Below are 11833 nucleotides of genomic sequence, written 5' to 3' on the forward strand. Positions count from 1 at the left end.
ACCACTTGACCTCGCTCTGCCGCCCTGCCTCGCCTCGCCGACCCGCCATGACACCCCGGCACCGCGAGACCACGCCGGCACCGCAAGTCCACCTCGGCATTGCGAGACCTACCCGGCACGGCGAGACCCCGGTTCGTCCGCGAGACCCCGGCTCCGAGCTCGTGTCTCGTGGACATTTCGGGGTGACCCCGAAATGTTGAGGCGCGAGGGGCAGGTGGGGCCGGCGCGGTCAGGCGGGTGGCGGGACCGGGCAGGCGTCGAGGTCGAACGGGAGCGTGTCGGGGGTGGGCGACGCCTGCCGGGCCGCGTGGCTGTTCATCCGGCGCATGTGGTGGCGGCGGCACAGCACCTCGTACTCGACGAGCCCCTCGCTCGCGGCCGCGGTGTCGCCGACGACGACCTGCGCGCCCTCGACGACCATGACGCCGTCGACGATGCGCGCGTTGTGCGTGGCCCGGCGCCCGCACCAGCAGAGCGCCTCGACCTGGAGCACCTCGACCCGGTCCGCGAGCTCGATGAAGCGGCGCGAGCCCGGGAAGAGCTCGGTCCGGAAGTCGGCGGTGATGCCGAACGCCGTCACCGCGATCCCGAGCTCGTCGACGAGCCGGGCCAGCTGCTCGACCTGGCGCGGGGTGTAGAACTGCGCCTCGTCGCAGATGACGTAGTCGACCCGCCCACCGGCCGTCAGCCGCTCGACGACGACGTCCCAGAAGTCGAGGTCGTCACCGACCTCGACGGCGCTCGTCTCGAGCCCGAGGCGCGAGGACAGCACCGACTCCCCCGCCCGGTCCAGCTTCGTGAAGATGATGCCCTGCCGGTCGCGGGCGCGCTGGTTGTGGTCGATCTGCAGGGCAAGCGTCGACTTGCCGCAGTCCATCGTCCCCGAGAAGAACACCAGATCCGCCACGGGCGAACACCCTAGGCGACGCGGGCCGGCGCGTGGACCACCGGCACGTCGAGCTCCTCGGCGGTCAGCGCCCCGTGCATCCCCGCGAGCGCGAGCAGCTGCGGGCGCATCCGCGCGGAGTCGACGAGGCAGAAGTCGTCGTGCGCGACGACGACGAGGTCGCCGATGCGGGGCAGGTGCGCCGGGTCGACCGTCCCGAACCATCCCGCGGCCACGGCGTCGGCGCGGTGGACGACGCTCGCGCGCTCCCCCAGCCACGCCGACCACGCGGCGGCGACGTCGACGGCGGCCCCGGGGCGGCAGTAGACGTGGGTCGCGCGCGGCTCCCCGCCCAGCAGGTGCACGCCGTCGAGCATCCCGGGCTCGCGGGCGACGTCGAGGCGGGTCTCCTGCGGGCAGAGGACCATCCCGTGGTCCGCGGTGACGGTGAGGGAGGTGTCGTCGGGCAGCCGGGCGGCGAGGCGCGAGAGCTCGCGGTCGACGGCCTCGAGCTCGGTCGTCCACTCGAAGGACTCGGGCCCGTGGACGTGGCCGAGCTTGTCGACCTCGCCCCAGTAGAGGTAGACGAGCGAGCGGGGTGCCGAGCGCACGGCGGCCAGGGCGGCGTCGACCCGGGCAGGGAGCGCGTCGGCGGCCCGGAACCGGCCGCCGCGCAGCGCGGCCTGCGTGAGGCCCGAGCCGTCGAAGAACGCCGGGCCGATGCGGGTCACCGCGACCCCGTCGGCCTCGGCCCGCTCGAACCACGTGGGCAGGCTCTGCCAGCGCTCCGGCACCGGGCCGTCCTCCCACGACAGCTCGTTGAAGACGCGGTCCTCCCCCGGCACCATCACCTCGTACCCGAGCATCCCGTGCGCGCCCGACGTCGTGCCGGTGCCGAACGTGCCCATCGAGGTCGCGGTGGTCGACGGGAAGCCGGCCGGCACCCGCCGCGTCGAGCCCGCGAGCGACCGGAACCACGGGGCGTGCCCGAGCCGCCGCGCGAGCTGCGCCGCCCCGAGCCCGTCGACGAGGACGACGACGGCCCGCCGCGCCGGGGCCAGCCCCAGTCCGCCGACCGCACCGGGCACGCCGAGCGACGCGCACACGCTCGGGAGGACGTCGGCGAGGCTGCCGGAGGCGTAGTCGGGCGCGGCGGGGAGCAGCACGCTCAGCGCTGCCCGATGGCGCCGGACAGGTCGCGGGCGAAGGCCAGCGCCCGCTGCAGCTTGTCGTCGCCGTCGGCCGCGGCCGAGATGCGCAGCGCGATGTCGTCGCCGGTGATGGTCCCCTCGTAGCCGTGGTCGGCGTCGCAGTCGGGGTCGCTGCACGCGGCCGGCACCATGTCGATGCGGGCCACGGTGCCCCAGCCGAGGGTCAGCGTCACCTCGCGGCCGAGCGTGCCGGGCACGTACGACTCGGGCTTCTCGACGACGTGGGTGAGCATGACGCCCTTGACCGCCGACAGCGGGATGGACTCCGTCGTGGCCGTCGCGACCTCCTGCGGCGCCGGCGGCTCGTCGGCGTGGTCGTCGGCGTGCGCGATGAGCAGCCGGGTCGGCGTGAGGACCAGCACCGTGATGTGCCGCCGGACGACGTCGCGGTCGAACGTCGTCTCGAGGTGCACGAGGTGGTTGTCGATGCGCTCGCTCCCGAGGGCCGCGGAGACGACGTCCGCGACGAGGGCCGGGAAGTAGCCGGCCCGGTCGATGGAGGCGATGAGGTCCGCCGGGAGGGCGGGAGCGTGGTGGGCGCTGGTCATGGCGCCCATTGTGCCGTGACGTGCGGCGCAGGCGACGCCGCTCGGCCCACCCGTCCGTCCGGGGGGTGACAGGCACCCCGCCGACGGGCACACTCTCATCCACCGTCGGCCGGGCCGGCGGGTCCAGGGGTGGGAGGTGTGACCATGGGGCTCCGACAGGGTGCTCGTCGCGGTCCGGCGGTGCTCGGCGTGCTCGTCGCGCTCCTGGCCTCGTTCCTCGTCCCCGGGCGGGCGGAGGCCGCCACCGGCGTGACGTTCGTCGGCGCGTCGCACTCGGCGCCGCAGGCCCAGCGCGCCAAGGAGGTCGTCGTCCCCGCGGGCACCCTGGCCGGCGACACGATGCTGCTCGTCCTCACGCGGGCCACGAGCGTCCGGTGGACGGGGCCGACGGGGCTCTCGGGCTGGACGACCGTCGCGACGACCGGCACCGCCTCCGTCACGTCCACGGTCTACCGGCGCACGGCGGGGGGCGGCGAGGCCGGGGCCCGGGTGCGGTTCGACGCCACGACCTACGCCAAGGCGGTCCTCACCCTCGGCGTCTGGCGTGGTGTCGCTGCGGACGGGACGGTCACCGCGGTCGGCTCCGTCGAGACCTCGGCGTCACCCTCGCACCCCGCACCCTCGGTGCAGGCCGGCGGCGGCGAGACGGCCGTCTCGTACTGGGCCGACCGGTCCTCGACGACGACGGGGTGGGACGGACCGGCCTCGGCGACGACCCGGGACGCGGCCATCGGGACCGGCGGCGGGCGCTTCTCGGCGCTGCTGGTCGACCACGCCGATGTGCCGAGCGGGCCGCTGGCCGGTGCGTCGGCCACCTCAACGCCCGCCACGACCGCGCTGGCCTGGACCCTGCTGCTGCCGCCGGGCGACGGCGGGCCGGGCGACGGCACGCCCACCGACCGCCTGCTCCTCGGCGCGGCCTCGAGCAGCTGGCCGTGGTTCGACGCGGCCGTCGGGCCGGTCGACATGTACCGCGAGTTCGACTCCGGCTTCGGCTACGCGCGCTGGCAGGACACCCCGGCCCACCGGGCCCATCCGGGGGCGCGGTTCGAGTACTCGTTCCGGGTTCTCCCCCAGCGGCTCTCGACACCGTCCGACCCCGTGGTCGAGCAGGTCCGCGCGTTCGTGGCGACGACCCCGAAGGACATCGTCCTCACGGTCTACCACGAGCCCGAGAACTACGGCGCCGGTCTCTTCGACGCCGCGCAGTACCGCGCCGGCCTGCTCGCCCTGAAGCGGATCGTCGACGAGCAGGACGCCGCCGACGGCGGGCAGCGGATGGTCGCCCTCGTCCTCATGAACATCACGTTCAAGGGGATGTGGAGCAGCACCCCGGACGACTGGTGGCCCACGGACGCCCGCGACGGCGGCCACGTCGACCTCGTCTCGGCCGACGTGTACGCCCTCCCGCACGCGACGCAGACCGCGTGCTGCCCCGCGGGCTACACCGACGGCGTCGACTGGCGGCGCCCCGAGTACCTCATGTCGTTCGTCCGCGACTTCGCCGCCCGCCACGGCACGCCCTGGTCGGTCAGCGAGCTCGGCTACCTCGAGGACGTCAGGGACCCCCCGCGGAAGTCGCGAGCGCTCCGCGACGCCGTCGCCTATGCCGCGGCCAACGGTGCGCACCACGTCAACGTCTTCGACTCCAAGGGGGACCGGGCCGACTGGCGGCTGCGCTGGGGGTCGCCGGTGGGCACCGCGTCGAGCACGAGCACGGCCACGCTCACCTGGCGCGACCTCGTCGCGCAGGCCCGCGCCGGCTGACGCACCTCAGGTCAGCGAGCGGCGACCCGGGTCGATGCGGCGCGACGCCGGCGCGACGGAGATCTCGGCCCCCAGCACCTCGACCCCGCCGGGGTGGGCGTTGACCGGGTTGAGGACGAGCGAGGCGATCTCGGGCATGTCGTCGGCGAGGACGGAGATGCGGGCGATGAGGTCCGCGAGCGCCGCGCGGTGGACGGGGGTCTGCCCGCGGTAGCCGTGGAGCACCGGCGCGGCCTTCACCGACGAGATGAGCTCGGAGACGGTCACGTCGGTGAGCGGCGGGATGCGGTACGCGACGTCGCCGAGCAGCTCGGTCGGCAGGCCGGCCACCGAGAAGCCGATGACCGGGCCGAAGAGCGGGTCCTCGTCGGAGGAGACGACGCACGCGACGCCTTGGCTGGCCATCCGCTGGACGACGAAGCGGTCGGCCTGGAGCGGGGCGAGCCGCTCGCTGAGCGAGGCCCAGGCGGCGCGCAGCGAGCGCTCGCCGTCGAGGTCGACGCGCACGCCGCCCGAGCCGCCCTGGTGGCGGACCATCGGGGCGACGGACTTGAGGACGACCGGGTAGCCCACGCGTTCGGCGGCGGCGACGGCGTCCTCGACGGTCGCGACCTCCTGCTGCCCCCAGAGGTCGACCCCGTACGCCGACAGCAGGGCGGTGGCCTCGTCGTGGGTCAGGCGTCGGCCGTTCGGGTGCACCGACAGGACCGTCTCGACGACGTCCTCCGCGACGCGTCGGTTGATGCCGACGGGCGCGACCGGGGTGCCGTGGTCGCGGGCCCGCCACTGCCCGTACCGGGTCGCGGCGGCGAGCGCGCGCACGGCGTCCTCCGGCATCGCGTAGACCGGGATGGCCCGCACCTCACCGCCGGTGCCCGTCACCGAGCCGCGGTCGTCGACGCCGCGCAGGCCGAGGAAGGTGGCGACGCACGGCTTGTCGGAGTCGGCAGCCGCCGCGCGCACGGCCGCGGCGACGTCGGCGTCACCGGTCGCGAGCGGCGGGATGAAGCACGAGACGACCGAGTCGACCCCGGGGTCCTCGAAGGCGCGGCGCAGGGCGGCGTGGAAGTCCTCGGCCGAGGCCTCGCTCGGCAGGCTGACCGGCCCGTGCGCCACGGTCAGCCCCCAGCTGGCGCAGGCGTCGCCGGTCAGCGCCCCGAGGGCGGCGGAGTTGCCGACGACGGCCACGCGGTCGCCCGCCGGCAGCGGCTGGTGCACGACGAGCTGCCCGACGTCGAAGAGCTGGTGGACGTTCTCGACGCGGATGACGCCGGCCTGGTTGAGCATCGCCCGGAACACCTCGGGCCGGGCCTTGGTCTCGCGCACCTCGTGCCCCGGCGGCACCCCGAAGCGCGAGACGCCGGACTTGACGACGATGACCGGCTTGATGAGCGCGAGCTTGCGCGCGATCCGCGAGAACTTGCGCGGGTTGCCCATCGACTCCAGGTACAGGCCGACCGCGTCGGTGGACGCGTCGTCGATCCAGTACTGCATGAAGTCGTTGCCGGACACGTCGGCCCGGTTGCCGGCCGAGCCGAACGTCGAGATGCCGAGGTTGCGCCGGGCGGCCGACGCGAGCACGGCGATGCCGAGCGCGCCCGACTGCGCGAAGAGCCCGAGCCGGCCCGGTGGCGGCAGCGTCGGCGCGAGGGTGGCGTTGAGCCGGACCTCGGGGTCGTTGTTGATGATGCCGAAGGAGTTCGGGCCGATGACGCGCATCCCGGCGCCGCGGGCGCGCCGCACGAGCTCGGCCTGCCGCGCGGCCCCCTCGGGGCCGTCCTCGGCGAAGCCCGCGGACACGACGAGCAGCGCCTTGACGCCCACCTCCGCGCAGTCGTCGACGACGTCGAGCACCGCCTCGGCGGGCACCGCGACGATGGCGAGGTCGACCGTCCCGGGCACGTCGCGCACGGTCGGGTAGCAGGTCAGCCGGCGCACCTTCTTCGAGCTCGGGTTGACCGGCACGACGCGCCCGGCGAACCCCGACTCCAGGAGACGGTCGAGCAGCTGCCCGCCGAAGGTGTCGGTGCGCCGGCTCGCGCCGACGACGGCGATGGTGTCCGGGGTGAGCACCGAGTGCAGGCTCTGCGCCTCCGCCCGGTGCTCGCGGCTCATCTCGACGGCGCGCGAGCGGTCGGTGGGCTCGATGTCGAAGCCGACCTCGACGACGCCGTCCTCGACCCGACGCGCCACCTCGTAGCCGGCGTCGGAGAAGACGGCGAGCATCTTGCGGTTCTGCGGCAGCACCTCGGCGGTGAACCGGGCGATGCCGACGTCGCGGGCGATCGCCGCGAGGTGCTCGAGCAGCACCGACCCGATGCCCTTGCCCTGGTAGTGGTCGCTGATGTTGAACGCGACCTCGGCGCTGCGGGCGTCGAGCCGGTCGAAGCGCCCGACGCCGATGATCTCCTCGCGCATCGTCACGACGAGCGCGACGCGGTCGGTGTAGTCGACGTGCGTGAAGCGGTGGACGTCGGCGTCGGAGAGGCGGCGCAGCGGCGCGAAGAAGCGCAGGTAGATCGACTCGTCGGACTGCGCGTTGTGGAACCGCCGCAGGGCGTCGCCGTCGGCGGGGCGGATCGGCCGGACGCTGGCCACCGTGCCGTCGCGGAGCACCACGTCGGCCTCCCACGCGATGGGGTAGCCCGGGGGGAGCGTCGCCTCCACCATGCCTCCATCCTGCCACCCGCGGACGGCCCGCGCGTGACGGGCACACTGTCCGGGTGGAGCTCGACGAGGCCGTCCGACGACGGCGCATGGTCCGACGGTTCGACCCCGACGCGCCGGTGCCGGAGGCGGTGGTCCGCGACCTCGTGGCGCTCGCCGTCCGGGCGCCGAGCGCGGGCTTCAGCCAGGGGTGGGACTTCGTCGCGCTGACCGACGCGGCCGACCGCGAGCGCTACTGGGCCGCGGCGTCCGGCCGGGGCGCGCCCGACGCCTGGCTGAGGGGCGTCTCGGCCGCGCCGGTCCTGCTGCTGTGCCTGTCCGATCCCGACGCCTACCTCGACCGCTACGCCGAGACCGACAAGGGGTGGACCGACCGCGACCCGGCTCGCTGGCCCGTCCCCTACTGGGACACCGACACGGCGATGGCGGTGATGCTCGTGCTGCTGGGCGCGGTCGACCGCGGGCTCGGGGCGCTGTTCTTCGGCGTGCCCGCCGAGCGCCACGACGAGGTCCTGGCGGCCTTCGACGTGCCCGCCGGGCGCCGGCTCGTCGGGGTCGTCGCCCTGGGCCACGAGGCCGAGCGGGTGTCCGGGTCGGCCCGCACGCGCCGCCGCCGCGGGGTCGACGAGGTGCTGCACCGGGGCCGGTTCGGAGTGTCGTGACGACCCCGCCGGGGGCGTTTGTGAGGATGGGGGCGACCCCTGCCGGGTCCTGACCCCGGCGCACCGCACGAGCACGAGGACGGCCGCCACCCCATGGCCAAGCGCACGACTCCCCCGCCTCCCCCCGAGGACTCCCTCGGCACCGTCGTCGACATCGACGTCGAGGAGGAGATGCGCACCGCGTTCCTCGAGTACTCCTACAGCGTCATCTACTCCCGCGCGCTGCCCGACGCCCGCGACGGGCTCAAGCCGGTCCAGCGGCGCATCCTCTACGGGATGTCCGAGCTCGGCCTGCGTCCGGAGCGCCCGCACGTCAAGTCCTCCCGCGTCGTCGGCGAGGTCATGGGCAAGTACCACCCCCACGGCGACCAGGCGATCTACGACGCCCTCGTGCGCCTGGCCCAGCCCTGGACGATGCGCCTGCCGCTCGTCGACGGCCACGGCAACTTCGGCTCCCTCGACGACGGCCCGGCCGCCTCCCGGTACACCGAGGCCCGGATGGCCCCGGCCGCGCTGCTCATGGTCACCGGCCTCGACGAGCAGACCGTCGACTTCGTCCCCAACTACGACGACTCCCTCGAGCAGCCCGGCGTCCTGCCGGCGGCCTACCCGAACCTCCTCGTCAACGGCACGAGCGGGATCGCCGTCGGCATGGCGACGAACATGGCGCCGCACAACCTCGTCGAGGTGATCGGCGCCGCCCGCCACCTCCTCGACCACCCCGACTGCTCGCTCGACGACCTCATGAAGTTCGTCCCCGGCCCCGACCTACCCGGCGGCGGCCGGATCGTCGGGCTCGACGGCATCCGCGACGCCTACCTCACCGGCCGCGGCAAGTTCCTCACCCGCGCCACCGCCCGCGTCGAGAAGCTCACCCCGCGCCGGATGGGCATCGTCGTCACCGAGCTGCCCTACCTCGTCGGCCCCGAGAAGGTCATCGAGCGGGTCAAGGTCCTCGTCCAGGCCAAGAAGCTCCAGGGCATCTCCGACGTCAAGGACCTCACCGACCGCAAGAACGGCCTGCGCCTGGTCTTCGAGGTCAAGAACGGGTTCAACCCCGAGGCCGTCCTCGAGCAGCTGTACAAGCACACGCCGATGGAGGACTCCTTCGGCATCAACAACGTCGCGCTCGTCGACGGCCAGCCGCAGACCCTCGGGCTCAAGGAGCTGCTGCGCGTCTACGTGCAGTTCCGCACCGACGTCGTGCGCCGGCGCACCGAGTACCGGCTCGGCAAGCGCAAGGACCGGCTCCACCTCGTCGAGGGCCTGCTCGTCGCGATCCTCGACATCGACGAGGTCATCCAGCTGATCCGCGGCAGCGACGACGCCGCCGCCGCGCGCACCCGGCTCATCGACGTCTTCGACCTCTCCGAGGTCCAGGCCGAGTACATCCTCGAGCTCCAGCTACGTCGGCTCACGAAGTTCTCGCGCATCGAGCTCGAGGCCGAGCGCGACGAGCTCAAGCGCCTCATCGAGGAGCTCGAGGCCATCCTCGCCGACGAGAAGCTGTTGCGCCGCACCGTCTCCGGCGAGCTCGCCGACGTCGCCAAGGCGCACGGCACGCCCCGCCGCACGGTGTTGCTGGAGTCGGCCGGCACGCCGCTCACGCAGACCACGCCGCTCGAGGTGAGCGACGACCCGTGCTGGGTCCTCCTCTCCTCGACCGGCCTGCTCGCCCGCACCTCCTCCGCGGACCCGATCCCCGCCGACGGCCCGCGCGCCAAGCACGACGCGATCATCGGGGCCGTGCGCACCACCGCGAGGGGCGAGTTCGCGCTCGTCACGTCGCGCGGCCGGATGGTCCGGATGTCCGCGCTCGAGCTGCCGGCGCTGCCGCCGCTCGGCGGCTCCCCCAGCCTCTCGGGGGGCGCGCCGCTCGCCGTGTACGTCGACCTGCCGCGCGGCGAGGAGCCGCTGACCATCGTCTCGCTCGACCCCGACGGCCCGGGCCTCGCGCTCGGCACGGCACAGGGCGTCGTCAAGCGCGTCGTGCCCGAGTACCCGAAGAGCCCCGACTGGGAGGTCGTCTCGCTCAAGGACGGCGACGCCGTTGTCGGCGCGGTCGAGCTGCGCGACGGCGCCGAGGACCTCGTCTTCGTCTCGAGCGACGCGCAGCTGCTGCGCTTCCCCGCGTCGTCCGTCCGGCCGCAGGGTCGCGCCGCCGGCGGCATGGCGGGGATCCGCCTCTCCCCCAGGGCGTCTGCGGTCTTCTTCGGGGCGGTCGACCCGGCTGCCGAGAACGTCGTCGTCACCTCGTCCGGCTCGTCGGACGCGCTGCCGGGCACCCAGCCGGGCTCGCTCAAGGTCGCGCCGTACACCGAGTACCCGGCGAAGGGCCGGGCAACCGGCGGCGTGCGGGCACACCGGTTCCTGCGCGGCGAGGACACGCTCGTCCTCGCCTGGGTCGGCGCGCTGCCGGCCCGCGCGTCGGGTGCCGGCGGCGTCGCGCTCGAGCTGCCCGCCGCGAGCGGGAGGCGCGACGGCTCCGGCGCGCCGCACCCCACGGTCGTCGCGGGCATCGGCGCGCCCGTCCGCTAGGGCCCACGAGCGGCCGGATCGCCACTCGGGCGACGGCCGTGTTACGCAATCGTTACCGCACACGCTCGACAGGGCGTTGACCCGCATGTGTAAACGCTTTTACGTTACTCCCGGTTCCCCTCACCGCCGAGGCATCCCGCCTCGGTGCGACCCAGTGAAAGCGAGGCGGGCAATGGCCCTCAACTCGAAGCGCAAGGCGGCGGCGTTCGTCGGTATCGCCGCGATGTCGCTCGTGACCGCGGCGTGCGGTTCCAGCTCGGGCTCCGGCGACGGCGGCTCCGGCGACGGCAGCTCCCCCGACACCACGGACTACAGCAAGTGGTGTGACATGAAGTCCCAGCTCCAGGGCAAGTCAGTGAGCATCTACACATCGATCGTCACGCCCGAGGATGCGTCCCACAAGGCCTCGTACAAGGCCTTCGAGGACTGCACCGGCGTCACCATCAAGTACGAAGGTGACAAGGACTTCGAGAAGAACCTCCCGCAGCGTGCACAGAGCGGCAACCTGCCGGACGTCGCCTTCATCCCCCAGCCCGGCCTCCTCCAGACGATGGTCGACACCGGCAAGGCCATCCCCGCCAGCGAGACCGTCGGCAAGGAGGTCGACCAGTACTTCGGTGAGTCCTGGCGCAAGTACGGCTCCGTCGACGGCACGCTCTACGCCGCCCCGCTCGGCGCGAACGTGAAGTCCTACGTCTGGTACTCCCCGAAGATGTTCGCGGACAAGGGCTACACCGTCCCCACCACGTGGGACGAGCTGATGACCCTCACGGCCAAGATCGCCGCCGACGACCCGTCCGCCAAGCCGTGGTGCGCCGGGTTCGGCTCGGGCACGGCCACCGGCTGGCCCGGCACCGACTGGGTCGAGGACGTGCTGCTGCGCACGGCCGGCGCCGACACCTACGACCAGTGGGTCGAGCACAAGATCCCGTTCAACGACCCCAAGGTCGCCGAGGCGCTCGGCAAGGTCGGCGCCATCCTCAAGGACGCCAAGTACACGAACGGCGGGTTCGGCGCCCCGTCGACGATCGCCACGACGACCTTCCAGGACGGCGGCCAGCCGATCCTCAAGGGCAAGTGCTACATGCACCGCCAGGCGTCGTTCTACGCCTCCAACTGGCCAGAGGGGACCAAGGTCGCCGAGGACGGCGACGTCTGGGCCTTCTACCTGCCGAGCGTGGACGCCTCCACCAAGCCGGTCCTCGGCGGTGGCGAGTTCGTGGCCACCTTCCGTGACGCCCCCGAGGTCAAGGCGTTCGCCGCGTTCCTCGCGTCGCCCGACTGGGCCAACGCCAAGGCGAAGGCCACGACCGGTGGCGGCTGGGTCAGCGCCAACAAGGGCCTCGACCCGAACAACCTCGTCTCCCCGATCGACCAGCAGTCGGCGAAGATCCTCCAGGACCCGGCGGCCGTCTTCCGGTTCGACGGCTCGGACATGATGCCTAGCGCGGTCGGCGCGGGCACCTTCTGGTCGGAGATGACCAACTGGATCAAGGGTCAGGACGACACGACGACCCTCGACAACATCGAGAAGTCCTGGCCGACGAGCTGACC

At 73.5% G+C, this 11833-nt stretch carries 8 protein-coding genes; 4 read left to right on the plus strand and 4 right to left on the minus strand.

All coding sequences use genetic code 11. The features are described from left to right. Nucleotides 1-229 precede the first annotated feature (229 nt). From LG324_RS13405 to LG324_RS13415, 3 genes are read right to left on the minus strand one after another with little or no spacing between them, the layout of a single operon-like run. On the minus strand, nucleotides 230-907 hold the full coding sequence (locus LG324_RS13405; RefSeq protein WP_030528987.1) for a thymidine kinase: 678 nt from the start codon (nucleotides 905-907) through the stop codon (nucleotides 230-232). An 11-nt stretch (nucleotides 908-918) separates the two neighbouring features. Then, nucleotides 919-2052, minus strand: a complete 1134-nt coding sequence (locus LG324_RS13410) for an alkaline phosphatase family protein (protein WP_404348630.1) — start codon at nucleotides 2050-2052, stop codon at nucleotides 919-921. Between the two features lie 2 nt (nucleotides 2053-2054). Continuing rightward, entirely contained in the window at nucleotides 2055-2645 is a 591-nt protein-coding gene (locus tag LG324_RS13415) for a DUF5998 family protein (RefSeq protein WP_036830325.1), read from the minus strand. A 144-nt stretch (nucleotides 2646-2789) separates the two neighbouring features. Here LG324_RS13415 and LG324_RS13420 point away from each other — a divergent pair, with 144 nt between their 5' ends. Beyond that, nucleotides 2790-4412 (plus strand): hypothetical protein, encoded by a 1623-nt coding sequence (locus LG324_RS13420; RefSeq protein WP_404348632.1) that lies wholly within the window; start codon nucleotides 2790-2792, stop codon nucleotides 4410-4412. Nucleotides 4413-4418: 6 nt separating this feature from the next. Here LG324_RS13420 and LG324_RS13425 read toward each other — a convergent pair whose 3' ends face one another. After that, the gene (locus tag LG324_RS13425) at nucleotides 4419-7082 is read right to left on the minus strand and encodes a GNAT family N-acetyltransferase (RefSeq protein ID WP_404348634.1); all 2664 of its coding nucleotides are present in this window, start codon (nucleotides 7080-7082) and stop codon (nucleotides 4419-4421) included. Between the two features lie 53 nt (nucleotides 7083-7135). Between LG324_RS13425 and LG324_RS13430 the strand changes: the two genes are divergently transcribed. The 3 genes from LG324_RS13430 (at nucleotide 7136) to LG324_RS13440 (ending at nucleotide 11831) form a co-directional block, all read left to right on the plus strand. Beyond that, nucleotides 7136-7741, plus strand: coding sequence for a nitroreductase family protein (locus LG324_RS13430; RefSeq protein ID WP_404348636.1), 606 nt, complete (start codon nucleotides 7136-7138; stop codon nucleotides 7739-7741). 93 nt (nucleotides 7742-7834) lie between these two features. Continuing rightward, nucleotides 7835-10279 carry a DNA topoisomerase (ATP-hydrolyzing) subunit A gene (locus tag LG324_RS13435; protein WP_404348639.1) on the plus strand — a complete coding sequence of 815 codons (2445 nt, stop codon included), beginning with the start codon at nucleotides 7835-7837 and terminating at the stop codon, nucleotides 10277-10279. Between the two features lie 172 nt (nucleotides 10280-10451). Next, a complete protein-coding gene (locus LG324_RS13440) occupies nucleotides 10452-11831 on the plus strand; it encodes an ABC transporter substrate-binding protein (RefSeq protein ID WP_404348641.1) in 1380 nt (459 codons plus the stop codon). Nucleotides 11832-11833: the final 2 nt, after the last annotated feature.

The organism is Phycicoccus jejuensis, assembly GCF_044797865.1.
In the GTDB taxonomy this organism is placed as follows: Bacteria; Actinomycetota; Actinomycetes; order Actinomycetales; family Dermatophilaceae; genus Phycicoccus; species Phycicoccus jejuensis.